The organism is Pseudoalteromonas sp. APC 3250, assembly GCF_030407915.1.
Lineage (GTDB): Bacteria > Pseudomonadota > Gammaproteobacteria > Enterobacterales > Alteromonadaceae > Pseudoalteromonas > Pseudoalteromonas tetraodonis.
Genome location: NZ_JASDCM010000018.1, coordinates 1 through 25453, shown reverse-complemented (window position 1 = coordinate 25453; position 25453 = coordinate 1). Strand labels below are relative to the sequence as shown.

At 39.8% G+C, this 25453-nt stretch carries 24 protein-coding genes; 13 read left to right on the top strand and 11 right to left on the bottom strand.

The genetic code is table 11. The annotated features are described in order from the left end of the window. The first annotated feature begins 73 nt into the window (after nucleotides 1-73). Nucleotides 74-2149, top strand: coding sequence for a TonB-dependent siderophore receptor (locus QL986_RS15760; RefSeq protein WP_024602441.1), 2076 nt, complete (start codon nucleotides 74-76; stop codon nucleotides 2147-2149). Between the two features lie 259 nt (nucleotides 2150-2408). Next, nucleotides 2409-3017 carry a hypothetical protein gene (locus QL986_RS15755; RefSeq protein ID WP_024602442.1) on the top strand — a complete coding sequence of 203 codons (609 nt, stop codon included), beginning with the start codon at nucleotides 2409-2411 and terminating at the stop codon, nucleotides 3015-3017. A 293-nt stretch (nucleotides 3018-3310) separates the two neighbouring features. Here QL986_RS15755 and QL986_RS15750 read toward each other — a convergent pair whose 3' ends face one another. Then, the gene (locus tag QL986_RS15750) at nucleotides 3311-5392 is read right to left on the bottom strand and encodes a TonB-dependent hemoglobin/transferrin/lactoferrin family receptor (RefSeq protein WP_024602443.1); all 2082 of its coding nucleotides are present in this window, start codon (nucleotides 5390-5392) and stop codon (nucleotides 3311-3313) included. Nucleotides 5393-5529: 137 nt separating this feature from the next. Here QL986_RS15750 and QL986_RS15745 point away from each other — a divergent pair, with 137 nt between their 5' ends. The 6 genes from QL986_RS15745 (at nucleotide 5530) to QL986_RS15720 (ending at nucleotide 9624) form a co-directional block, all read left to right on the top strand. Then, nucleotides 5530-6339 carry an ABC transporter substrate-binding protein gene (locus QL986_RS15745; protein WP_024602444.1) on the top strand — a complete coding sequence of 270 codons (810 nt, stop codon included), beginning with the start codon at nucleotides 5530-5532 and terminating at the stop codon, nucleotides 6337-6339. Next, complete coding sequence (locus tag QL986_RS15740) at nucleotides 6336-7388, top strand: iron ABC transporter permease (RefSeq protein WP_024602445.1); 1053 nt, start codon at nucleotides 6336-6338, stop codon at nucleotides 7386-7388. Before QL986_RS15745 ends, QL986_RS15740 begins: the two co-directional genes overlap by 4 nt. Further along, nucleotides 7385-8173: a heme ABC transporter ATP-binding protein gene (locus tag QL986_RS15735; protein ID WP_029750413.1), complete on the top strand. Its 789-nt coding sequence runs from the start codon at nucleotides 7385-7387 to the stop codon at nucleotides 8171-8173. Before QL986_RS15740 ends, QL986_RS15735 begins: the two co-directional genes overlap by 4 nt. Then, entirely contained in the window at nucleotides 8170-8913 is a 744-nt protein-coding gene (locus QL986_RS15730) for a DUF2470 domain-containing protein (protein ID WP_024602447.1), read from the top strand. The genes QL986_RS15735 and QL986_RS15730 overlap by 4 nt, the downstream gene beginning before the upstream one ends. Continuing rightward, nucleotides 8910-9083: a hypothetical protein gene (locus QL986_RS15725; protein ID WP_235190268.1), complete on the top strand. Its 174-nt coding sequence runs from the start codon at nucleotides 8910-8912 to the stop codon at nucleotides 9081-9083. Before QL986_RS15730 ends, QL986_RS15725 begins: the two co-directional genes overlap by 4 nt. A 319-nt stretch (nucleotides 9084-9402) precedes the next feature. Continuing rightward, nucleotides 9403-9624, top strand: a complete 222-nt coding sequence (locus QL986_RS15720; protein WP_051385875.1) for a plastocyanin/azurin family copper-binding protein — start codon at nucleotides 9403-9405, stop codon at nucleotides 9622-9624. A 39-nt stretch (nucleotides 9625-9663) separates the two neighbouring features. Here QL986_RS15720 and QL986_RS15715 read toward each other — a convergent pair whose 3' ends face one another. Further along, nucleotides 9664-10596, bottom strand: a complete 933-nt coding sequence (locus QL986_RS15715) for a ChaN family lipoprotein (protein WP_290191690.1) — start codon at nucleotides 10594-10596, stop codon at nucleotides 9664-9666. Nucleotides 10597-10749: 153 nt separating this feature from the next. On the opposite strand from QL986_RS15715, the gene QL986_RS15710 reads away from it, so the two are divergent. Then, nucleotides 10750-11169 carry a hypothetical protein gene (locus QL986_RS15710; RefSeq protein WP_010388755.1) on the top strand — a complete coding sequence of 140 codons (420 nt, stop codon included), beginning with the start codon at nucleotides 10750-10752 and terminating at the stop codon, nucleotides 11167-11169. Nucleotides 11170-11207: 38 nt separating this feature from the next. Here the strand turns inward: QL986_RS15710 and QL986_RS15705 are convergent, their stop codons facing one another. Next, entirely contained in the window at nucleotides 11208-11651 is a 444-nt protein-coding gene (locus tag QL986_RS15705) for a GNAT family N-acetyltransferase (protein ID WP_024602449.1), read from the bottom strand. Between the two features lie 155 nt (nucleotides 11652-11806). After that, nucleotides 11807-12307: a lactoylglutathione lyase family protein gene (locus tag QL986_RS15700; protein ID WP_008130525.1), complete on the bottom strand. Its 501-nt coding sequence runs from the start codon at nucleotides 12305-12307 to the stop codon at nucleotides 11807-11809. Between the two features lie 104 nt (nucleotides 12308-12411). On the opposite strand from QL986_RS15700, the gene QL986_RS15695 reads away from it, so the two are divergent. Continuing rightward, the gene (locus QL986_RS15695) at nucleotides 12412-13278 is read left to right on the top strand and encodes a LysR family transcriptional regulator (protein ID WP_024602450.1); all 867 of its coding nucleotides are present in this window, start codon (nucleotides 12412-12414) and stop codon (nucleotides 13276-13278) included. 37 nt (nucleotides 13279-13315) lie between these two features. Here the strand turns inward: QL986_RS15695 and QL986_RS15690 are convergent, their stop codons facing one another. From QL986_RS15690 to QL986_RS15665, 6 genes are read right to left on the bottom strand one after another with little or no spacing between them, the layout of a single operon-like run. Beyond that, nucleotides 13316-14395, bottom strand: a complete 1080-nt coding sequence (locus tag QL986_RS15690; protein ID WP_024602451.1) for a heparan-alpha-glucosaminide N-acetyltransferase domain-containing protein — start codon at nucleotides 14393-14395, stop codon at nucleotides 13316-13318. Then, complete coding sequence (locus QL986_RS15685) at nucleotides 14379-15017, bottom strand: hypothetical protein (RefSeq protein ID WP_024602452.1); 639 nt, start codon at nucleotides 15015-15017, stop codon at nucleotides 14379-14381. Before QL986_RS15685 ends, QL986_RS15690 begins: the two co-directional genes overlap by 17 nt. Continuing rightward, on the bottom strand, nucleotides 15010-17358 hold the full coding sequence (locus QL986_RS15680; protein WP_024602453.1) for a GNAT family N-acetyltransferase: 2349 nt from the start codon (nucleotides 17356-17358) through the stop codon (nucleotides 15010-15012). The genes QL986_RS15685 and QL986_RS15680 overlap by 8 nt, the downstream gene beginning before the upstream one ends. A 24-nt stretch (nucleotides 17359-17382) precedes the next feature. After that, nucleotides 17383-18561, bottom strand: coding sequence for an MFS transporter (locus QL986_RS15675; protein ID WP_024602454.1), 1179 nt, complete (start codon nucleotides 18559-18561; stop codon nucleotides 17383-17385). After that, complete coding sequence (locus QL986_RS15670) at nucleotides 18558-19877, bottom strand: SidA/IucD/PvdA family monooxygenase (RefSeq protein ID WP_024602455.1); 1320 nt, start codon at nucleotides 19875-19877, stop codon at nucleotides 18558-18560. Before QL986_RS15670 ends, QL986_RS15675 begins: the two co-directional genes overlap by 4 nt. After that, on the bottom strand, nucleotides 19877-21415 hold the full coding sequence (locus QL986_RS15665) for an aspartate aminotransferase family protein (protein ID WP_024602456.1): 1539 nt from the start codon (nucleotides 21413-21415) through the stop codon (nucleotides 19877-19879). The genes QL986_RS15670 and QL986_RS15665 overlap by 1 nt, the downstream gene beginning before the upstream one ends. Before the next feature lie 382 nt (nucleotides 21416-21797). Between QL986_RS15665 and QL986_RS15660 the strand changes: the two genes are divergently transcribed. After that, a complete protein-coding gene (locus QL986_RS15660; RefSeq protein WP_138686829.1) occupies nucleotides 21798-22247 on the top strand; it encodes a GyrI-like domain-containing protein in 450 nt (149 codons plus the stop codon). A gap of 67 nt (nucleotides 22248-22314) precedes the next feature. Here QL986_RS15660 and QL986_RS15655 read toward each other — a convergent pair whose 3' ends face one another. Further along, the gene (locus QL986_RS15655) at nucleotides 22315-22995 is read right to left on the bottom strand and encodes a haloacid dehalogenase type II (RefSeq protein WP_024602458.1); all 681 of its coding nucleotides are present in this window, start codon (nucleotides 22993-22995) and stop codon (nucleotides 22315-22317) included. A 797-nt stretch (nucleotides 22996-23792) separates the two neighbouring features. Between QL986_RS15655 and QL986_RS15650 the strand changes: the two genes are divergently transcribed. Next, nucleotides 23793-25022, top strand: a complete 1230-nt coding sequence (locus QL986_RS15650) for a hypothetical protein (RefSeq protein WP_290191689.1) — start codon at nucleotides 23793-23795, stop codon at nucleotides 25020-25022. Nucleotides 25023-25125: 103 nt separating this feature from the next. Next, on the top strand, nucleotides 25126-25329 hold the full coding sequence (locus QL986_RS15645) for a hypothetical protein (protein WP_290191688.1): 204 nt from the start codon (nucleotides 25126-25128) through the stop codon (nucleotides 25327-25329). The last annotated feature ends 124 nt before the right edge of the window (nucleotides 25330-25453 follow it).

Genomic DNA, 25453 nt, shown 5'->3' with positions numbered 1-25453 from the left:
AAAAAAACATTTTGTTATAAAGTAACACATGTTATAGTTTTGGTTATAATATAACGTTACTAAAAAGCATTTTATGAAGTACTCATTAATTTACTTAGCCTGCTTAAGTGCAAGCGCACAAAGCCTTGCCCAAAGTCAACCAATAGAGAAAATTGCGGTTACATATAAACAAGCTTACCGAGGCGATATTCCTCAAAAGCAAATGCCACAATCAATCGAAACCCTCGATAACGCGGTACTTGATCAAAAAGGAATAACTCAATTACAAGATGCGCTGGACTTTTCTGCCAGTATTTCACGTAAAAATAACAGTGGCGCATTATGGGATAGCTTTTCGATTCGTGGATTATCGGGTAACGAAAACATGCCATCGGGTTACTTAATTAATGGTTTTAGCGGTGGGCGCGGATTCAGCGGCCCTCGTGATGTATCAAACATTGAGTACATTGAAGTATTAAAAGGCCCAGGCTCCGCACTTTATGGCCGCTCAGAGCCCGGCGGTACAGTTAATATCGTGACCAAAAAACCTCAGTTTGAGCAACAGGGTGAGCTAAAGCTCAGCTTAGGTAGTGATAATTTTAATCGCGTTGAAGGTGACTATACAAACGGCATTAACGATAACACTGCATTTAGAATAAATGGCGCATGGCAAGATAGCGACAGCTACCGCGATGAGGTGTACACCCATAAAAAGGTGGTTACACCATCGATTTATCATCAAATAAACGCTTCAACCAGCATCACTTATGAATTTGAATACGTTGATTTAGCCCAGCTATTTGACCGTGGGGTTGTTGTACTTAATGATAATTTTAATACTGTCCCTAACTCGCGCTATTTAGGCAATCCAAACGATGGTGACACGCAAGTATATTCTCGTGGTCACCAAGTGACTTTAAATCATGATATAAACAATGAATGGTCACTCGTTGTAGGCGCAAACTACCGCAGCTCTACACTAACTGGGTTTTCGTCTGATGCTGAACTTGCACCCTCGCGCCAATCATTATTCGATGATGGCCGCACACTTACCCGCCAACAGCGCTACCGCGATTATGAAGTTGATGATACCAGCCTTAAATTTGAGCTAAGCGGGCATTTTGATACCGCAGGCATTACCCATCATTTATTAATGGGAGCCGATGCATACAAATACGACTTACGCACTGGACTTTATCGTTATCGCGGCGGTAACGGCACCTACACAATTGATATTTATCAACCTAATTATAACGTTGCGCGTCCTGAAGTAGGTTTACTCTACGAAAACAACGAACAACAAGATGCTTATGGTATATACGTTCAAGATCAAATGGATCTGACTGATAAATTTAAGCTATTAGTTGGCCTTAGGTTCGATAGCGTAGATCAAGACATTTTAGAAACCAAAAGTGCTGTGCTTTCAAGTAGCTCACAGAGCCAGGTAAGCCCGCGAATAGGCTTATTATACGAGCTAAACAACGCTGTAACCTTATACAGCAGTTACTCTGAAGGCTTTTTACCATTAAGTGGCACAGATGCAAGTGGCGACCCATTTGGCTTTGAATACAGTGACTCATTTGAAGTAGGCGCTAAATTTAGCTACCAAGGCATAACGGGAACCCTAGCATTATTTGATGCCACTAAAAGTAATATGTTAGTAGCCGACCCTGTAAACGTTGGTTTTTCAGCGCCTATTGGTAAAGCAAACAGTAAAGGTGTTGAACTCGATTTAAGTACTTACATTACTGATGATACAAAGTTTAATTTATCTTACGCTTATATAGATGCCAGTACGGCAAACGACATAATAAATGCTGATTGGGGCGTGCCAATAAAAAAAGGCAGCCCATTAGTCAATGTGCCTAAAAATAACTTAAACCTAACGCTTAGCCATCAAACAGCCTTGCTTGGTAAAGAGCTTGAGCTAGGGGCTAGTTATCAGTACACCAGTGAACGATTAGGCGATGCCGCCGATTTAACATTTAACTTACCGAGTTATCAACTAGTTGGTATTTTTGGGCAGGTAAACTTAACCGAGCGCACCAAGTTAAATATCAGTGTTAACAATATTTTTGATGAAGAATATGCTCAAAGTAGCTACAACGCATTATGGGTTTACCCCGGTGCGCCTACTCAATTTAAGATGTCATTGGCCTATCAATTCTAACAATTTCATAGTCCCGATTAGCTATTTTAACGTCTAATTATTTATAGTTTTTCATCCAAAGCGTCTTAATGTAGTGGTTAAGGCGCTTTTTTATTTTTTTGTATAATACATAGCCGCTGTTAACCCCCTTTACAGTCACTTTCATATCATAAAATAGCTGTCTGCATTATGACATTTTAGGTACGCTGTATTATAAAACATGTTATAAATATCACACTAAAATACAGCGACTCCGGTTAGATTTAAAGGACAAAAATAAATGGATACAAGCAGCAATAATAGCTCGTTAATTATTTTTCTTATTTCTGCATGTTTATTGTTACCATTCCTAGAAAGCATGCACGGGGGAGCGCTATGGGGGTTAAATTGGCACTCACCACGGCTTATGGATACATTAAGCCATAATCTACTTTATATAAAATTAGTGTTGGTAATTACGGGTTTAATACTGCTTTTCACCAAACCTAAAAAAATTAAAAGCATAATTAAAAATAAAATAGCCCAGTGGTTGTTCTATATCATTCTTACATTAGTCGGTGTAATACAAATTCCTTTTTTGTGTTTAGGGATTTTAGTCAATGGTTCTTCATTATCAACGCCTGATTATATTCACAAACAAAACACGTTTACTGATCGTACTATTTATATTTATACCGCAGACCCTGGGGCAATGGGGAAAGCCTATCATTATGCGTATTTAAATTGCCCGCTAGCATTTGGCCGTTATGAGCTAAAGCGAATTGCTAAACTCAATTGGATGCGCGAATACACGTTTTACATTGAAAAGAATAATCTGATAGTAATTGATAAAAATTCTGATGGTTTAACGCATACTTTTGGTATGAGTGATGTAACCTGTTCGAGCTGATACCTCCTTTTTATAATTAGCTTAGGTTTCTCGTGTTGAATACGCATGCCATAAGTGCCTTTAGTAAACCAATATTGATTTAAACGCACTCTTTTGAAAATGTATGCATAGTGCTATTGAAATATATGAGCAGTACAAAAATTATAGAGACGTAAACCCCCTTTACACTATGGTGCAATACGCAGTGTTTTCTAGTGCTTTATATACCAATCAGCTTAAACATAAAAAAATTCAATCCGTTAAATTATTCAGATATTTATGCCGATTGGTATATATACAACTTTTAATATTAATTAAAACTGATAGCTTATCCGAGCCGAAACATTACGTCCTGGTTGGCTATATTGGCTAAAATCAGTACCTTTGGATTGACCAGCAATAAGTTCAAACGGTACGTACTCTTTATCGAGTAGGTTAAGTAAACCTACATTCATTTGCCATGCTTGCCACTGATAATTTGCATATAAATCAACAACACCATAACCGTTACCTTGTGTTGTTTTATTACCATTAGTATCAAGTACTACATCAGACTGCGCCTTAGCTAAACGCCAAGCAGCGGTCCAATTAACATTGCCAAACTCAGTGCTTACTAATATAGAACCATTTAACGGGCTAATACTAGTGAGTGGCTGGTCAGAATCTTTGTTTTCACCATCTACGTAAGCAACATTGGCTTCTAATAAAATATCGTCGGTAACATACATAGCAATACCAGCTTCTACACCGCTGATCTGGGTTTCGCTAATATTTTGATATTGGTAAAATGTTTTATTTACATTAGGAATATAAGTTGGTTCAACACCCGCGATTGTTGTTTCGATAAAGTCATCATAGGCAGCATAAAAAGTACTTAGATTTACACTAATATCGCTACTTGCGTATCTTAATCCGATCTCGAATGAGTCACTGCTTTCAGGGTCTAAATCTGCATTTGGTAATATTTGATAAAATGGCTCAACACCATGGCTTTGATAAGCTTGGTCATGTGGCGGTATTTTAAAGCCTCGAACATATTGCCCATACCAAGATAAATTATCGTCTACCTGATAAATCACACCCAGCTTTGGTGAAAACGCAGACTCGGTAATATCATCAAGCTCGATGTCAGCGTATAGCGCATCTTTTTTTGCTTCAAGTGCATAATAATCGTAACGAATACCCGCAACTAACGACCAATCAGTCTCATTAAATTTAATACTGTCTTGCATATATACACCAACTAAAGAAGTATCGGCGCCAGGAAATGCTTTTTGTTTTTCATTCGTAAAATCAACAGTACCATCATTTAATACACGGGTTTTTAAGCGTGGTCGAGTAGTATCATATAAATCAATATCGATTCCATAGACAAATTCATGCTCGGTATTTTCTCCTTTAACTTCCTTACTAAATACCGCTTTTAAGCCTAAAATATCTTGCTCAAACCCGTAGTCATTATAATCGATGTAATTTCTAGCTGCGCTTATTTGGTCACTTTGTTGCTCGTATCGACTATAAGATAGTTGCCCATACCATTTATCAAATATAGCTGTTGCCATATCTGAATCATAATCGAGTGCAAATGAGATATTTGTGTCTTCGTCTTCGGTTTCTTGAATGGATGGAGTGATTACTTGTTCTGTCGTTTGATTAAAGTAATCTAAGGTGTATTTAAGGGTGCGTTTTTCATCAAGTTTTTGCTCAACTTTAAGCAGCAAAGCGTCCGAGCGGGCATCGTAACCTGGTAAATCTTCAACGTAGTTTTGTACTTCTTCACTATCGCGATGGCTATAAACAGCGCTAATAGCAAAGTCACCTAAATCTTTTGCTGCTGTAATATCAGCAGCAACCTGATTACTTTGGCCTTGGTAGCCTAACGCTACTTTTACCAAGCTTTGTTGATCCACTAAATAATCACTCGGGTCTTTAGTTGTTATTACTACAATTCCCCCTAGTGCATCAGAACCATATAGCGATGATGCCGCCCCTTTTGCAACTTCAACTTGTTTAACACCCGCAACATCAAAGTAGTTTCGACCCACTAAATAACCGCCGCCGCCAGCGTAGCCATCGTTTGTGCGTCTTCCATCTTTAATAAAAACAACTCTGTTGCCACCAACACCCCGTACAGTTAATGTTTGCGCGCCTGCGCCACTGCCAGTACTTGAGATACTTGGATCGTATTTAAACATAGTTTGTAAATCTACAGCGAGCTGACGCTCAATATCTTGTTCGGTAATAACCGTTACTGAGCCAGTCACATCTTCAAGCTTTTGTTCAAAACGAGAGCCACTAACCACAATATGATCGTCAATAACATTTTCGGCCAGTGCGCTACCAGAGCTAATTAACAAAGAGGCTAATGCTGTAAATTTAAAAGAAAAGGGATTCATCTCCACTCCAAATGATAATAGTTATTATTTACTTTCAAATGGTACAACCAACCCGAAATAAGATCAATTGATTATGATAATCATTTTCATTTAGATTAAAGTAGTTATAATACTAAAAAATAAAATCGGAGTTTGTTATGAAGTACCTAATTTTTTTTCTGGCTTTAGCCACTCAATCAGCACTCGCGAAAGAGCGTGTGATCAGTGCTGGCGGCACATTAACTGAAATAATCTACGCACTAGAAAAACAAAATAGTTTAGTCGCGGTTGACCAATCAAGTATGTATCCGCAACAAGCAACACAGTTGCCACAGGTAGGTTACTATCGAGACCTAGCCGCTGAGGGAGTGCTTTCAATGCGCCCAACTACGTTACTTGCACTTGAAGGTGCAGGAAGAGAGCAGGCGCTCAAGCAAATAGAAGCGACCGGAGTGAAGGTTATTCACTATAAAAAACCGACTTCTGTAAATGAACTACTTGAGCTAATTAAGCGCCTTGGTAGTGATTTAGATGCAAACCTAAAAGCTCAAAACCTAATTACTAAAATAAAAAAATCGTTACCTACTAAAGCAAAAACACAGACTCACAACGCTTTGTTTTTACTTTCAGCTAATGAGCGTGGGCTCGTCGCAGCAGGACAAGAAACGGTGCCCAACTTGCTGTTTAATTATGCGGGCATTACCAATATAGCTGCTACGCATACAGGCTTTAAAGCAATTAACAGTGAAGTACTGGCTGTAAGTCAGCCCGATTTTTTAGTGGCGCCAGCGCATGTTGTGCAAAGCCTTGGTGGGAAACAAGCCTTTTGTAAACAACCTACACTTCGTTTATTAAAAGCAGCGCAAGAGTGTCAGTTACTGGTCATGGACAGCTTACTTTCACTGGGCATGTCGCCGCGTATTGCAACTGCGATTCAAGCATTGCATGAGTATAAAACACGCTTATGAGCACGTTAACTTTGAATCGTTTTAACGCCATAACACTGAGTAACCCGCATAAGTGGATGCTATTAAGTTATGGCTGCATTTTTGCTTTAGCATTACTTAGCATAGGCTATGGAGCCGCAGGATGGGATTGGCGTTTAGCTATTGCATGGCTAGCTCCTGAACATTTTAGTCAATTTGATGCGCTACAAATCAATGTGGTTACACAAATACGCCTGCCTCGTTTTGTCCTTGCAGTGATGGTAGGTTTAGTACTTGCACAAACAGGGGCTGCAACCCAAGCGCTATGTCGTAACCCGCTTGCTGATCCCTCTATTATTGGTATAAGCGCAGGCGCTGCAATGGTCGCGGTTGCTTTTATCGCCCTTAGTGCACAATTTAATTTTAACGCCCAACACTACTTACCTTATGCCTCATTTTTGGGCGCACTCTCAGTAACGTCGCTGGTATATTTAGTCTCAAAACAACAAAAACAAATTAATATAAATACGCTTATATTAGTCGGTGTCGCCATTAATGCATTGGCATTCGCTGTTATTGGATTATTAAGTTTTTATGCCGATGACAGCGCACTGCGGTTAATTAACTATTGGACCATGGGCTCATTAGGCGGTGCGAGCTGGGATAATATAAAACAGGCGAGTCCTTTGCTTTTACTGAGCCTTATCGGGCTATGGCGATTAAAAGAGCCAATGAATCTACTTCTTATCGGTGAATCACAAGCTCAATACTTAGGAGTCGATACCAGCAAGCTTAAATTATACGTCATTATATTAGTGGCATTGGGCGTAGGTGCGGTGGTTGCGCTAACAGGTTTAATTGGCTTTGTTGGTTTAGTTGTCCCTCATATTGCACGCCTAATGGTTGGGCCTCATTTACGAAATATGCTGCCACTTTGTATGCTTTTAGGTGTCATAGTGTTGCTACTTTCAGATTGGTTAGCACGCTTGGTTGTTATGCCTGCGGAGCTGCCGATAGGCATTATAACGGCGTTACTTGGGGCTCCACTATTTATATATTTGATCATTAAAAATAAGCGAGATTGGTCATGATCACGTTTAACAACCTCAATATAGGCTTTAACACCCATCGTGTTTTAGAGGGTATTAGCGGCAATATCCAAGCAGGACAACTTGTCGCACTGATAGGCGAAAATGGCGCAGGTAAATCGACCTTACTGCATACTTTGGCAGGCATGCATCCCTTTGAGGGAGATATACTATTTAATACCAAACCTTTGCATTCATTTTCTAAAGAGCAATTAGCTAGCAAGCGCGCTGTAATGATGCAAAGTAACCATGTTGGCTTTGATTTTAGTGTAGTTGAACTCATTGCTATGGGTCGCTATCCCTATACAGAGTCTCTTAAAACACAAGCCAATAAAGTTCAAAAATATGCCTCACTTATGGATTTAACCCATTACCTAACACGTCGAATGAGTGCGCTTTCGGGCGGCGAACAACAGCGTGTTCATATGGCGCGCACATTAGCACAGTTAGATGCTTTTACTGCGCAAACGGGGCCTAAATTAATGTTGCTCGATGAGCCAACATCAGCGCTAGATATGCGTCATCAACATACTTTACTTAGCTGTGTTAGAACCTTTGTAGAGCAAGGAAACAGCGCCATTATTGCTATACACGATCTTAATTTAGCAAGCCTTTATGCAACCAACGCTATTTTATTACACAACCAAAAAGTGCTGCAAAGCGGGTCTATAAATACCGTTTTAACAGCACAAAACTTACAACAAATGTACGCCATGAAATTGCACGTTAACCCTCATCCTTATAACGATGCGCCCATGGTTTTTTCTCAACGTCAGGAGTTTTCATGAGAGAGCAAGCATTAAACGACGCACGTACGCTCGTTTTTAAAACCCATGCCGGCGTAATGTCGACCATTTCAAATAATTTACGCGGCTATCCGTTTGGCTCTGTTACACCTTATATGTGTGACGAACAAGGTCGCATCTACTTTTTTATTAGTGACATAGCTCAGCACACCAAAAATTTAAAACAGGACTCACGCATGAGTCTGACTATTTTTGATGCCGCCGATTATGGCGATCAAAACGAACATGGGCGAGTAACACTCGTAGGTGATGGCTCTATTGTGGCAAAAGAGCAAAGCGAAGTGCTACTTGATAAATATATAGCTTTGTACCCTGAGGCTGCAAGCTATCGCAATGCGCATGATTTTCAGCTTTGGCAATTAGATGCAGTACGGGTGCGTTATATTGGCGGTTTTGGAAAAATATTTTGGCTTGAGCAAAACGAGTGGCAAGCTCAGCCTAAAAAGTGGGATGAAAGCCAGCAGCAAAGCATGATCACTCATATGAATGAAGATCATCAAGATGCTATGTCGCTGATATTAATGCAGCACTATAACGTAGCCGATAACACCCCAATAATGAGCGGCCTACTACCCACAGGCTTTTATATACAAAGCCACAAGCGTAATTACTTTATTAATTTTGCGAACGAGTGCGATAGCCCATTAGCCGTGCGAAAAGCACTTGTAGCCTTAACAAATAAAGCTCGAAACAGCTCAAACCAACTAGCACAGACAGTATGAAAAAATTAATAGCCTTACTAAGCACTACACTGCTACTGAGTACCAATGCTGCATATGCAGACGAATGCACACTAAATATAGATGCAAACGATATGATGCAGTTTTCAACTAAAACACTAAGCGCCCCTAAAAGCTGTAAGCAAGTGACCGTAAAGCATAGGGCGTGTTGAACTTTGCGGATTGGAATTTGTTCAATCTAGGGGCGATTAAGTCGCGGCGCGAGATTTGTAACCTGGTGGGCTAAGTAAAAATCGAGCAACAATGAGTTTATCGCCCCTAGGCAGAACCCGAAGGACAGCGCATGTTTGGTATTTATGCTGCGTTATCGCCTATTTATGTGGAATAACCACACTTCATAGGCTCTGTCTTGCCTAAAAACCAAACACACTGCTGCAAATTCAACCATCAAAGATCAACACGCCCTTGCCACACCGGTAAATTACCTGCCAATGTAATGGGTCATAACTGGGTGCTATCTACGATTAAAACATGCAAGGTATTATCACAGATGGCAACGCTGCAGGGCTTAGCAACCACTACATAAAGCCTAATGATAGTCGTGTGATTGGTGCTACAGACATTATTGGCGGCGGTAAAACAACCGACGTTACTTTTAAAACCAGCGGCTTAACCGCCGGAACCGATTACACTTTCTTTTGCTCTTTTCCTGGCCATTACGCCATGATGAAAAGCACATTTACGCTTAAGTAAATATTAAAAAGTGTATTACACAAACACAGTGCCAACCTATTATTGGCACTGTGTTTTCTCCCCTCGTTTGGCTAAAGCTTTAAATGCAGCTTGTTGATGTGCTTTTTGCACATAGCGAGCAGGCAAAGCGTTAACTTCTAATTGATAACCACTTTGCTCAGATTGTACCTTTGATACTGGCGAAACCCATACAACATTAAGCTCTGGGGCAATTCGCTTAATTACCCGCGCTATGCCTTCACCATTTCTCACATGAAAGTCACCAGCTAAATGTATAACCTGCGTGCCCTTATTTTGACTAATATAGTTAACGATAGACTCAGCCATGGTTTCGTCCCAAGTAACTTGCGCGGCGTAAAGTTTTTCGTTTTTACTCGCCGTTCCATGATGCATGGATTGCATAAAGCGTTCTTTATAAAGGCTTGGAGAAGTATCTATCTCTTTTGCAATAAAACTACGCTGTTGTGGGTCGAGTTTATTAATATAATTAATACCTTGGCGACCAATACAGGTAACAATATGCTTAGGCGCATTTGCAGCTATTACATCGCTATTTTGTATCTTCGCCAATTCCACTAACGCACGATAATCGCTCTTATAATTAGGCCAAGCCTTAGTATTATCAATTAGGTATTGTTCACCTATTTTACTCTCAAGATAAAGGTTTAGTGTTTGCTGATCAGCGCGACTAAATTGCTCAAGCGATAAGGCAATAGGCTTATTTTGTGTGCTTAATTGCTGAAATAGCTGAGCCTGAAATAAGTGCACACCGGGGTGTGTATGCCATTCACCGACTAAAACAACATCGGCATTCAAAAGCGTGGACTCTGACAATATTGAATTAACTCGCTGGCCATTTGCATTATAAAGCCCGTAATTATACAAGGATGAATTTTGAGATATTGATACTGTGTTTGTACTGCAGCCTGATAATCCACTGAGTAAAACAAGTGCTAAAAATGGGTTTTTCATATCGGTTTTTATAAAAATAAGAATCAAAACAATGAAGTTAGTATACACAACAAACTGCTTTAAACCTATAAATGCAAATAAAAACAATTATCATTTGATTTTTTAAGATTTCTGTTTTACAGCCTTAAAAAATATACAGATATGGAACGTCCCATGGCCTTACCTTTTTTATGTGCTCGACACAAACAACATGTTTTATGTCAACCAGAGCAAGCAATTATAGATATTCAAAATGCGCAGCTAAGTGGCGAAGCGCTGTTTAAACGATACCAATTTGCACAAGCATTGCCGTATTTGGGGTGTGCACTTGAAAGTGCGTCCTTATTAGCTCAAATGTATAACTGTGCGAATAAACAGCAAATCATACAAATTACCTCACTTACAGAGCGCCTTTATTCCACACTTCACTTTTTAGACGAACAAAGTGCTGCGCACAATGCACTCATACAATCTATTAATCTGCTAAACGAGATATTGTATAGCGATGATGAATATCATGACTTAGCGCTTTCATGCATTACACAGCTAAAAAAATTAGCACTGCAACATCCTCCACACCTTACTAAGCACTAATCTTTATGGCAATAAGCAACGCGCTAAACAAAATTGGGTTAACTTTTTATATTAATAATGGCTAACATATCTTCTTCGTCTTCATCTAGGCCAACTTCTTCAAACCCAAAACTAGAATAAAAATCCTTAGCAACAGGGTTTTGCGGGTTATAACAAATCTCGATTTGTTCAAGCTTAGAAGTCGTTTTAATCTCTGCAATTGCCATTAATAATGCTTGGCGGCCAATACCTTTATTTTGATGATGTTCATCTACCATAAAACGCCAAATAGAAACTTTTGTAGGGGTTTCTTGCACCCACATAAAAAAGCCTACAGGCTTATTATTTTGGTAAATAGCTTTACAGGTATGTCCACTATTGTAGTGCGCCTCAACTAACGACCACATATTACACGCTACGTATTCTTGTTGCGCTTTGGTAACGTCTAAATCGCATACCTCTTCGTAATTAGCAGAAGTGATATCTTCCAATGAAATGTTCATTATTGTCCTTAATTTAAAACATGGAGTTATAAGTAGTTTTGTTTTATCACGTTATCAGCACTAACATATCTAGGCAATGTATTCTTTTTAGGCACAAAACCACAGTAATAAATACTGCGGCTTTGTTTTTACTAAATACTTTAAGCTATGTGCTTTTAGTATGCGCCTGCGCTATATATAAGCTCGTAACTGTGGCTGTAAATCTCAAGGATGTTACCAAACGGGTCTTCCATGTAGATCATGCGGTACGGCTTTTCACCAGGGTAGTAGTAACGTGGCTCTGGCATACGTTTTTTACCACCTGCGGCAACAATGCGATCTGCTAAGCCTTCTACATCTGGGTCTTGTACACAGAAATGGAAGATACCGGTTTTCCAGTATTCAAAGTTGTCTTTAGGGTTTTCTTGGTCTTTAAATTCAAAAATTTCTACACCAATTCGGTCGCCTGTTGAAAGATGCGCTATTTTGAATTTTTCCCAATTTGGACCAAATACATCGGTACACATTTCGCCAATTGGGCTGTTGTCTTCAGTGATCACGGTAGGCTCCATTATGGTGTACCAGCCCATCACCTTAGTGTAAAACTCTACGGCTTTTTCAACATCGGGAACTGAAATACCAATGTGCGAAAAACTACGTGGATATGTATGACTCATAATAAATACTCCTACTTAACTATGTTTAGTTGATGGAGTTAGTTTACGAATTGACCAACATTAAGTAAAATTATCATTAATCATCATTTTGAGTATATTTTGTAATGATAAATCCGACATGGTTAAACACGTTTTGTACTTTAGTTGATGTAAATCATTTTACCCAAACCGCCGAGCGCCTTTATATGACCCAGTCAGGCGTAAGCCAACATATAAAAAAGTTAGAGCAGCAACTAGATTGCGCCTTGCTTGAGCGTCACGGTAAACAATTTACGCTTACTATTCAGGGTCAAAATTTATATCAGCAGGGTAGTCAGTTACTCAAAGAATGGCAGTTTTTAGAGCAGCAATTAAAAGATGATTCACCTTACAGCGGTTTAGTTAAAATACAGTCGCCAGGCAGTTGCGGGCTAAAGTTTTACAATCAACTATTAGCATTGCAAGTAGAGTACAAGGAGCTAATTATAGATTACCGCTTTGCTCCAAATACCAGTGTTGAACAAGCAGTGGCCAATCATAGTGCCGATATTGGCTTTTTAACTCAAGCGCCTACCCTTAGTGAAGTTACCAGCCACAAAATTGGTAAAGAATGCCTATTATTAGTAACGCCCGCACATATAGAAAACCCAACATGGAGCGCATTAAATCAACTAGGTTTTATTAGCCACCCCGATGCAAAACATCATGCACAGCTTTTATTAAGTGAAAATTTCCCAGAATTTGAACATGTTGATCAAATTAAGCAAACGGGGTTTTCTAACCAAATAAGTTTAATACTGGAGCCGGTAAGTTTAGGGCTGGGTTTTACGGTTTTACCAGCACACGCAGTAAGTGCTTTTAATAAACCTGCGCTTATTAAAACGCATCATTTAACCAAACCAATTAGCGAAAATATTTATGTGTGTCATCACCGAAATAGACCATTAGCAAAGCGTATGCATAGCGTTATTAACGCAATAAAAGCAGGCTAGGGCACCCAAATCAGCGCCCGTAAAGCCCCTTTACAGCTTAAGCTGTACGTTTAGTTTTTTGCGTAATGTCTGTGAAGCTCTGTTTGCTTTTTAAATAAACCTTATGCACAGCAAAAGTCAGTAAAGTCATTAGTACCATCATACAAAGAGTCGGCCAAAGGCTAAGGGTATGATAACCAAGCGCCCCCATAAACCAGCAAATAAGTACCCATTGAATAACATATAGCGCGGTTACATTTTTACTGGCATATAAAAGAGCACGTGTAATAGGACCATTATATTTATCAGCAAAAATATACTGTATAGCCGCTAGGGCACATAAATTTAAGCCAACTAAATAGCTAATACCGCCGCCATTTAAATGGAAAAAGTTGCCAAACTGTCCTTTAAAATCAATGGCTAACCATATGCCGCCAATAACAAGTAAAGCAGCACCAAGTTGTGCACATACTTTATATAAGTAATCGGCATTTTGTTGATTACTAAGGTATAAACGACCAAGTACATACCCCGTTAATATCGCACTTATCCAAGGAAATGCCGGAAAATACACTTGATAGTTATTAGCAAAAAACAAATCGCTAATATAAGGTGAAAGCGTAAATTGTTGCCCCCTCACAAACTGGCTCATAACTGCAATTGCAATGGCTAAAACCGCAATCCATATTGTTTTCCAACGGGCAATATTAAGCACACCAAACAGCAATAAGCTAACTCCAGCCAGTTGTAAAATATCACCTGTTAACACCATAAATTGTAACTGCCCAGCACTGAGCGGACTTTGCCAGCCATAAGCATTTATAAACGCCTCGGGCATGGTATTAAATACTTCAATAGGTAGCCAAAACTTGGCCGCATTCATTAAATAGGCAAGCAGTAAAAGCTGTAAACCACGCTTAATTAATAGCAAGGGTGTTTGCCTGCGCGAAAGCGCCATAGATAGCCCCATTGCCACCAAAAACGAGGCGGTGCCTTTGCCAAGTATATGTACAACCGTACCAAATGCGCTTTCACTTTGAAGCGCTGTGGTGGCATACATCCATAAGGTATGCACAATAATCATAATGAAAACGCTCGCACCACGCGCAAGATCAATCGTTTTAAGACGTTGGTTCATTGGTTTTAATATCCTTTTTAGGGCAGGTTTGGCATTTGCTATAACCGGCTAAATAATAGCGGCAACAGGTTAAACGCTGGGGGTTTTCAGTAAATGGCGCATCAAGGCTAAAGTGCTCACAAATAAGGGTATGCAGCTGACGATGGCAATTATTGATATGTAAAGTGGTTGCAAGGGCTAAGCTATGAGCTCGCTCAATAGCACTACTTAACGAATCGAGTAATAACCGTGCTTGTTCTTTTTTACCCAGCGCGTAGTCGGTATTTACCCATTCACCAACTTGGCTTATAAAATGAGTAAACGCTTTGGTTTGCTCAGCTTTACTTACTAACACGCCATTATTCAGGTTAAACCCACGACAATAAGCGCCATTTACCGCTAACGGCATGTTAATGGGGTCAGCCGTACTTTGCTTGCAAGCAAACCAATAGCAATAAGCGTAAATAGCTTGCCAACAAAGCTGCAAATACAAATGCCGACTAATAAATTGCTTAGGCGCAGTCGGGTACTGCGCCTTACAACGAACTGTTAAAGCGCGCACTAATAATAAGCTCGGTTTAAAAGTTCGTTGTACGGGTTGATGGCAATATAAAAACTGCGCAAGGGTAATCGGTTTAGCCATACAGCTTTGCCGATACGGGGTTGTTTAAGTTACCAGCAAACTGCAAACTACCTGCCGGATCCGTTAAATCAACCATTTGCTCATTATTACCCAGCTGTAAGCGGTTTAAACAAGAGTGAGCAAACTCATCACTAAAAAAGTCATACTCTTTAAATCGCTCATTTAAAGCAGGGTTAGCATGTTGATATGCTTTAACACTTTGCGTAACACACTGCCAAAAGTCATGCTCTGTAATACGCTCTTCTCGCACTAAAATTGCCACTAAGTATCTAAAGAAGCAGTCAAATACATCGGTAAATATACTTAACAGCTCAAGCTCTTTAGGCATAGAAACATGAATACGTTCAACCCCTGCAGGCAATACTTCAGTGCTATTAAGTAAGGCAACCTCTTCACCTATGTCTTTCATATATGCGCCCACTGGCACCGAATTTTTAAGCTTTAAAATGAGGTTTTCACCGTGGGGCATAAACACTAATTTATGCGCGTAAAAGCAATGTACTAGCGGAATTAAATAGGCATTAAAGTACTCATGTAACCACTGCTGCGTGCTCAAACCACTTTGCGCTATCCATTCGCCCACTAAACTTTGGCCATTATTATCTAAGTGTAATAACGCTGCCATAGTGGTCAGTTGTTCATCACTATTTAAATTATGGTTTGGGTTTTCTCGCCATAAGCAGGCAAACATTTTACGATAGGGTGTATCCCCAAGGGCGTGTTGCTCAAACGTATGATGGGCATAACCTAAGGTGGCGTATTCTCTAAGCGCTGTAAAATTAGCGCCTGCGAGTTGTTGATCTTGGCTAACCTTTTCAAATACCCAATCGTTAATGGCAGGAGTCACCGCCATGTAAGCACGCGATAGGCCACGCATAAATCCCATATTTAAAATCGACAACGCCACTTTTAAATACGGCTTATGCGGGTGCGAGCAATTATATAAGGTCCGAATTGATTGTTGCGCTTGATATAAATCGTCACCTTCACCTAAATACACTAATCGCTGATTTGCCAACTCATTTGCAAATACCACACTCAATTTATGTTGGTACTGCCAAGGGTGAGCAGGAATGAGTAAGTAATCACCGGGGTTTAGGTTTTGAGCTTTTAGCGCTTTGTTAAACGCATCTCGGGTGGTTAAATCTAGCTCATCACTTATATGGCTTGGGTAATCGGCAAAGTATTCACTATGGGCAAAGTCGCATACCGCTTTATGCGCTGCTAACCACAGTACTTTAAACGGTTTGCCTACTTCTGGCGCATAACGTAAAAAGTCAGCTTTACTAAAACCAATGCGGCCATTATTAGCAACAAAGGCAGGATGCCCTTCACTCATTGCGGCTTCTATTTTTTGCAGCCCTAAATTAGCTAACTGCGCCGCTGTTAACGTGTTATTTTCACGTTTAAAGCACGCACTGGCTAAAGTAGCATTTAGCTCTTCAAGGTAGGTGGCAAGGCGCTTACCCGTTAAACCTAGCGCAGGCCCTTGCATACTAAAAAAGTGCAACACATCTAGTGGTTGCAGCTCTTCGTTAAGATTGTAAAAGCATAAGCTTGGCTCGTCTATATCAATGTGGTTTAGTGCCATAGCACGGCCATTAAAAATAAAGTAACCGCCTTCAACATTCACTTTAAAGCCTCGCTTTGTTGTCTCTGCGGCCAATAAACGCTCGTGCACTAGCTCGGTGAGTGCTTTAGCTTGTAAATGCCGATTTGCCCATTGCCAATGTGGCTGTATCACGTAATCAGTTTGCAAAGGCGCTAACGAATCAGTAAATAGTTGGCTGTGCCTATCAAAGGCTGCTTTATTACAAAAGCCTAAATAAGCGGCTTTTTCGCCCAGTTGAACTTGCTGGGTATGCACAAACCCCAAACGTTTATTTAACGTATGAATTTTACTATTAGCAATGTCGGGCTCAACCACAACACGGGCGGCACTGTTTTGAGCAAAAATACTTTGCAGCACGCACTGCATCATTTCAAAACTAAAATGGCGCTTAGGTGCCGTGTTAGGCGCTAATAAAATATGCATACCCACATCATTAGGTTCAACCTCGTACGCCGCTTTCATTAAGCTTTCGTGCTCAGGGCTATAAAGCTCAACTAAAGCCAATAGGTTATTATTTTGCTCGATCACGTATGCCTGATGATGAGGCGTATCAATAATATCTTGATACGCTTTAGTTATTTGTTGCTCGGTTTGCTGCTGCATACCCCAAAAAAGTGCATACGGTTGCTTAAGCCAATAGCAAACTGTTGGCATATCTGTTTGTTGTAATAACCGCATAGTCACTTTGCCGGTATGCTGTAGGGTGGTTACAAAAGATGAAAAATACATAAAAACTCCAAAAAATCTTAAAAACTAAGACGCTGAACGCGCAGTTCGAGCAACAGCCTTAACCCGCCAAAGCAAAATAAAGGCAAGGCTTGCAAAGCCAATGGCAGCAAAGTAAAACACAACCGTTGTTGAAAGATGCTCTACGCTCATACCCACTAGTAACGATGCTAAAATAACCCCTATATTTTGAGCAATGTGCACTTTGGCAAAGTCGCTGCCGTAATGTGCAGGCTCACTTTTAGCAAATAGCATTACCTCTAGTAGTACCATCACTTGAAATAGCGCAAAACCATATAAAACACGTGATAAAATCACTACCCCCACCGACTCCTGCGCTTGTAAATAAAGCCCAAGTGCCCCCAAAATAAGTGCACATAACAAAGTGCTAGTGCGGCTTAATGTTGGCAGTGGTAGATGCTGCCTGAAATGGTTAAAAACCAGCATAACAAGCGCGGCAAAGGCAGGAATGGCGTATACAACAGCGCTTTGCAACGTGCTGCTTTGTGCGTTTAATGCTTGCCAATGAGTAGTAAAGAAGGGGCGAATTAAAAACGCGCTAAAATAAACCACCACACTTAAAAAGCAAAATTGCCAAATAAAATAGGGAATACGTTCTCGCGGTTTTTCAGTCGCTATTACTTGCTGATAAATACCTGTTTTTAATGAATACATTAAGTAGGCGCATAATAAAACCTGAACTAGGTCACCGGCACTACTGAGTAATAACGCGTAGCGTGGCTCTGCTAAACTAAAGAAATAACCACCAATTAAAGCGCCACCAATCGCACCAAAATGCATCAATACAGAAAACAGACCAATAATAGATAAATGCTTAGTTTGTTGTTCTAATCGCAGTGCAAATGGGTAAATAAGTAGGTAACTTGCTTTTAGTACCAGCATGAGCTGGTAGTAAAACCAAAACTCCCACGCCGTTGTTGCAAAATAACAAAGCACGCCAAAACCAGCGGCTACCACCTGGGTTACTAACCACAAAGCCAACTCATTGTATTTTTTAGCGACTTTAGCCCATAGCGGTAAAGCCAGCATTACAGTAATACATGAGTTAGCCACAAAGAGGCCGATTAGGGTGGCGTTACTAATAGCAAATTCACTAGCAAAAAATTGCGGATAAAACGGTAGCAGCAAGGTATCGCATACCACCGAAATAACCGTCAGCAAAATTAGCGCTAAACGAAGACTCATGCGGCGCTACTCTGCTGTTGTGTTGATAGGGTGACATCACTTAAATCAAAGTTTTGAAAAGCAATTTTTTGCTCAACCTGATAAGGCGAATAACCTAAAATTTCACGTAAAATAATACTATTACGGTAGCAAGCCATACCTAAATCTGGAGTTACAAAACCATGAGTATGCTGCTCGGCATTTTGTACAAAAATACGTTTTTGTTCGCTATCTACCGCATATTCACGGCTTACTAAATAACGACCTTGCTCATCTTGGGGTAATTGCTGGGCAATATTATTTAAAAAAGCAGGGCGCTGATATTTAAAGCCCGTGGCGCAAATTAAAAAGTCGGTTTCTATTGAAAAGGGCTGCTCAAGCTCCTGATGATAAAACTCAGTCAGTAAACGCTTACCTACTTTTTGAGTGCTTGTTAGCTTGCTGTTAGTTTTAAATGTAGTGGAAATTGGCCCATCAAGGCTTTGTGCGTAGAGGGTGTCGAAAATGTCGTTAATTAAATCGCCGTTAATGCCCTTAAATAGATTTTTTTGGTTTTGATTGAGCCAATCTCGCTGCTCAGTTTTTAAATTATAAAAGTAATCTACATACTCAGGAGAGGTCATTTCAAGGGTGAGTTTAGTATACTCAAGCGGAAAATAGCGCGGTGAGCGTGCTATCCAATCAAGCTGCAAGCCTTGCGGTACTGCTTGTTGCAATAAGGTGTGGTAAATTTCTGCTGCACTTTGTCCAGCCCCCACCACAGTAACTCGTTTAGCCGCTTTTAATTCATCAAGCCGATGACAAAAATCGCTACTGTGCATTACGTTATTTGAGTTACTTTGCACAGCGCAATCAGGAATATACGGTGCAGGCCCTGTGCCCAAAACAATATGGCGAGTCACATAATGTTGTATGCCATTAGGGGTGTTACAGCTAACGGTATAACACTCACTTTGCGGGCAAAACTCAACTTGAGTGACTGTTTGTTCAAAGTTAACATTTGAAAGCTGCGAGCAAACCCATTGGCAATATAAGTTGTATTCACGGCGCAATAAAAAAAAGCTTTCGCGAATATAAAACGGGTATAAACGATTATTTAATTTGGCATAATTTAAAAAGCTATACTGGCTGGTTGGATCTGCCATGGTTACTAAATCCGACATAAACGGAGTTTGTAATGTAACGCCCTCAAGCATCATTCCTGGGTGCCAATCAAATTCACTGCGCTGCTCTAAAAACAGACTTTTTACATCTTCGAGCGGTTCACTTAAACACGCTAAAGATAAGTTAAATGGGCCAAGGCCAATAGCTATAAAATCGTAAGGTTGATTATCCATTATGCAATTTCCCTATAAGTTTGCCATGCAATGTGGCTAATTTGTTCAATAACAGCGCGTACATCTGTTAATTGGCACTGCGCATTAAGCAATGTAAATTTAAGATAATGACGACCATTTATTTTTGTACGGGCAATCATGGCTTCACCGGTTTGTAAAAACGTTTGTCGTACATGCAGGTTTAAAGAGTCGAGTAAATCAAGGTCATGTTTTAAATCATCAGGGGCAAATCTAAATACTAAGGCACTAAGCTCAGGGTAGTTAACTACTTCAAAGTCGGGATGGTCGTTAAGTACAATATGCGTTTGGCGCGCAAGACCAATAACTTTATCGAACGCGCGACCCAGCGGCGCTTCTCCAGTGGTGCGCAGTGTTAGCCATAACTTTAAGGCATCAAAACGGCGAGTGGTTTGTAGGCTTTTATCAACCAAATTAGGCGTGCCATTACCGGCCTCTGCTAATGGGTTTAAATAATCGGCATATAAAGTAATGTGGCTAAAATGGCGTTTATCGCTTAATAAAAAGGCACTACAACTAACCGGTTGCATAAATGATTTGTGATAATCAATCGTTATTGAATCAACCAACTCAATGCCATTAAGCGCATTGCGGTGGTGCTCGCTCACCAACAAACCGCCACCATAAGCGCAATCTACGTGGCACCATAGCTGCTCTTCTTTAGCTAGCATGGCAATATTATGGATTGGATCGATGGAGCCAAAATCGGTTGTGCCTGCGGTAATAACCACTGCAATGGGTAAATCACCTTGCGCTTTGCTTGTTGCTATGGCGGTTTTAAGTGCCTGCATATCCATTTGCATTTCGCTGTTTGTAGCCACCGGCACCACAGCGTTGTAACCTAAGCCCAGTAACGCCGCTGCTTTTTGAATACTAAAGTGCGCCACCTCAGAGCAGTAAATTTTAAAGCGCGAGGCAACAGCTGGTAAGCCCTGAAGTTTCACCTGATGCTCTGGCGCATATCGGCTTACTGCTACTTCACGAGCAACCAACATTGCCATTAAGTTTGATTGTGTGCCGCCACTAGTAAATACTCCATCGGCAGTGCTTGGCAATGCTGCTTTTTGGCATGTCCAATCAATCAGCTTTTGCTCAATTAAGGTCGCACCTGCACTTTGATCCCACGTATCTACCGAGGTATTAATAGCAGCAATAATGTGTTCGGCCACCACAGCAGGATAGGTTACAGGGCAGTTTAAATGCGCCATGTAGCGAGGATGATGAAAATACACGGCATGATCTAAATACACGCCTTTTAGCTCTTCAAGCACCGCCGGAAAGTCAGCCAAAGGCTTTGATAAATCAACATCGTTTACTACTTTTGCTAACGCATTTACCGACACACCTGAAAATGGCTTTTGGGCTTTAGCCATCGCTTGCTGTACCGCCGACAACCCTTGCAAAGACGCTATTTGATAATTAATGAACTGCTCTAAATTGAATTGTGGGGGCAGGCCGCTTTGTTCAAATACAGCCTGTTTTTCAATGGTATTAATATTTAACACGTGAGATTGAGACACATCAACATTCCTTGAGTACACTTTTTAGGTGCAAGGATCTTAATGATAATGATTTCTATTTACAATAATGAAAAAAGATTAGATAACAACTTTTTTTAAATTAGAGCTAATAAGCTTGTCGTATATTTTTAACAAAAATCGATAAGCCATATTATTAAACGACAAGCATTACATGCAAAAATAAAGTTAAAAAAGGGGGAATTGAGCAATTATTTTAGCGGTAGCAAAGCCACGTTTAGCGATTGGCACCTATTTAAACATGAGCAATAAACACGCAATTGAGCTCAATAATCACTGTTTATGAAATATTTAATACAAAATTTAAAGTATTGGCGGTTTTTCTGTTACGTTGGTGTTTGTATTAACGCTAAAGGACGTCATGATGGAAGTAAAACAATTAGCAAGTCAGACCTTAATCGGCTTAAAAGTAAGAACCTGCAACGCCAATGAAATGAACGCTGGCACTGCAAATATAGCTGAACTTTGGCAAAAATTTGGTGAAAAGTTTGCCAACAGCCTTACCCAAAACACCAAAGTGTATGGTGTGTATACTAATTACGAAAGCGATCTCACTGGCGATTTTGACGTAATTGCCTGCTGCGATAATTTATCAATTAAACTCCCTGAAGCTAAAAAAGTAACCACCCAAGCGGGGCGTTATTTGGTATTTAAAGGTGAAGGTGAAATGCCCGATGCAGTAATCGATTTATGGGGCGAAATTTGGCAATACTTCAGCTCAGACGATTGCCGCTATGAACGTACTTACACCAGTGATTTTGAGTATTATAAAAACAGTAACGAAATAGAAATTGCCATTGCAATTGAAGACTAAAAAACGGCTAGGTTTGTAAGCGCAAACCTAGCCTTTCATTGGTGTAATTTAACTCCTGCCCACTAAATCATTGGTTATTACTGGCCAGCTTGGTTTTTAAATCATGTAAATCGCACGCCGTTATTGTAGGCGTTAGTTCCCAGGGGTCAAAAATAGCCTCACTTGAGCGCTGTATCCACGCAGCACGCATACCGTGCGATAACGCCCCAATCACATCAAACGGGTTACTCGATATCAACCAGGTATTAGCACCGGTTGAATTTGCCTCGCGTAAAAAATGACTATAAACACCGGGGTTGGGTTTAAAAGTTTTAATGTCATCGGCGCTCAACACGCCTTCAAAGTAATCACTTATACCTGCCGCTTCGAGCAAGGTATTTACCGCACTGGCCGCACCATTAGAAAACGCAAATAACCGATAGTTTTGTGCTTTTAAGCTCTCAAGCCCTGCTTTAACATCATCGAATGCGGGGAGGGTTTTATAGCGTGCTAATAACTGTGCTTTTTGCTCATCGCTTAAAGTTACCTTGTGCAGTAAACACGCATAATTAAGTGCCTGCTCAGTACACACCGAAAACGGCACGTAGTTTTGCATTAAGCCACGCCTAAACGAATATTCGAGTTGTTTTTCACGCCAAGTAGTTGAAAATGCGTGCGCGTTATCGCCAACCATATTTTCAAGTAACGACACCACGCCATGAGTATTTATAAGCGTACCGTATACATCAAACGCCAGTGTAGTTGCCATTAATGACTCCTGTTTAAATCGTTACTAAAACGCAATTTTATTGCTTCGCTTAATCACCTTATCAGTTAATAAAGTACAGTAACAGCACCCGCGTTTTAAGCAGTTGCTGTAAACCCCCGTTACGGTTTGGTTAAAAATACCGCATGTAGGTGGGGGTTGATAAAGTAATTAATCAGCAGCGCGAACAAACCCAAAACACACGCTTTGTTTTAGAATGGGTAGAAGGACTGTTGAGTTTGTAAGTGCTAGTTAGAAATCAAACTAAGTAATAGCTAAAAGTAGGGGTTATTTGTTTATCTTATTGTTTTAGACTGTTACTGATAAGCAAAATATTGATAATGGGTCAGCCAAAGTATTTGATGCCTGAAGTTAAGATTTTCCTCCTTTGTCCTTTATATCGGAGGGATAACCTCAGGTATTGCTACGAATGAAATAGTTCGAAAAAGTTAGCTGCCTTGGTTGCTGCATCAAATCAATGAGTTAACCTGCTTAACTGCTCAGGCTAATAGCGGCTGTGCGAGCGAAAAATATCCTTGCTTAACGGTTAAATATTAGGTTTAATGGATAAATAATGAACACTGAGCGACGCAGGGAAAGCTTAAATTATAATTGGTCAGCTTATTAAATTAGCTGTTTAGCTTAGATGATAAAAAGCCTTTCTTTTATATAAAAGTCCATAGCATAAACAACACCAACTCTGACACACCGAGCAGGTAGCGCATCAGTCCAACAAGCTATTTTGCAACACAAACAGCGTGTCGCATAAATACTAAAATGTTATAAGCACAAGGATAGTCATGTCACTAGCGAAATTTTCGGAAGTCCTCACAAATTTAGGTTGTTCAGTTGAAATTGACGATAGAACCCTCCTAATAGATATTGATGATAAAAAAGTTTTTTTGGAAGTTGATGATGTTTGGATTAAGTCAATAAATCATTTTTATCGTGCTAAACAGTATAGTTTTAACCCTGATATAAGGGTTTTAACAAGTAATAATTTCGTCGAGTTTCAAATAGTAAGATTAGATCCTAATTTTATCCCAAGACCAGAATTTGAATTTACAGATGACAAAGGTAGTTTGTTAACTATTACTAGAGCGTCAAATGAGTTTGTTTTAAGTCATTACTCCTCAACAGCTTATGAATACTTATTTGATTATGTAAAGCGTAGAATCGAGAAGCGTAGCGAAAGATTAAAAGCTCGGAAAAACGGTCGGTTACGAATTAGATTCGATGACTTGTTCTTTAACCCTTTTACTGCGAAGTACACTCCAAAACCTAAACTGTCTAAAGAAAAGATAGAGGTAGTAGGAAAAGAAAAAATCAAAGCCTGTCTGTTCAATTTGGCTTACGCCAAAGGGGAATGCTGGGAGCTTAGAGACGATATCAAGGCAAAACATTTCCAACATCTACAACCGGAACTTGAAGAAGAACCTTTAAAAATACCTAACGTAAAATATGATGATGATCTTGTGAGCTTTTATAAGGTAGCTAAAAGTAGTCAATTTCCAGGACAATCTTATTTGTCTTTCTATCATGTATTGGAATATAACTTTTTGAGAGTTGCTGACGAAATTCTCTTTAACTCTGTAAAAACTCAACTTAATAAGCCAAATTATAAGGCAACCTATTCAAATGTTAATAAGTTACTTTCTGTAATAAAAAAACATGATAAACATCAAGATGAAACTGAAATGCTAAAAGCAGTTTTGGCTAAGTATGTACAAGAAGATGAACTGATTGAATTCATAAAAAAATTGGAAGCGGAGTTAGATGAAAAAATATTCTCAAATAATAAAGCTATAGTCTTTGGTGAAAAAATGTCTATTAAATTGGAGTCAGGTCATGCAATCTCCAATACAGCAAAAGTCATTAAGCATATACGTAACTCTTTAGTCCACTCAAGTGATAGATATTCTAGAGAAGACTGTTTCATGCCTTTTTCAGAATCAGAATCGATTGTGAGTCAATATATACCGATTATTAAGTTTTTATCTGAGAGTGTTCTATTTTCTACAGCAGCGTAGGTGCTTATAACAAGCAATTCAATAAGGACAATGCTCCTGCGTCGATATTTTAACCAACTGTTTTTTGCCCATTATTTGGGCGCTATGTTTTTAAGGAGGTTTTGTGCAGGGATTAGAACATCTAAATTCACTTTATGATCGAATTGAATACTTTCAGAATGCTTTAATTGCTCAAGCGACTGGTGGTAACGCTGATGATGGTCATTATCAATTAATAAGGAAGGAAGCGCTTGATAAGCCAACAATTTCAAACCTTCTACCTCGTTGGGTTAGAGTAAATAGAAACTTATCTCAGTTCTGGCAATGAATCGCCCCGAGTTCATCGGAGACCAGTTTGTTTAAGTCAGGCCACTTTACCTGACTCGTTTAAATTATCATAGTAGTCTGTTTCATATTGAGCTGGTGAAATATACCCAATTGAAGATAATAAG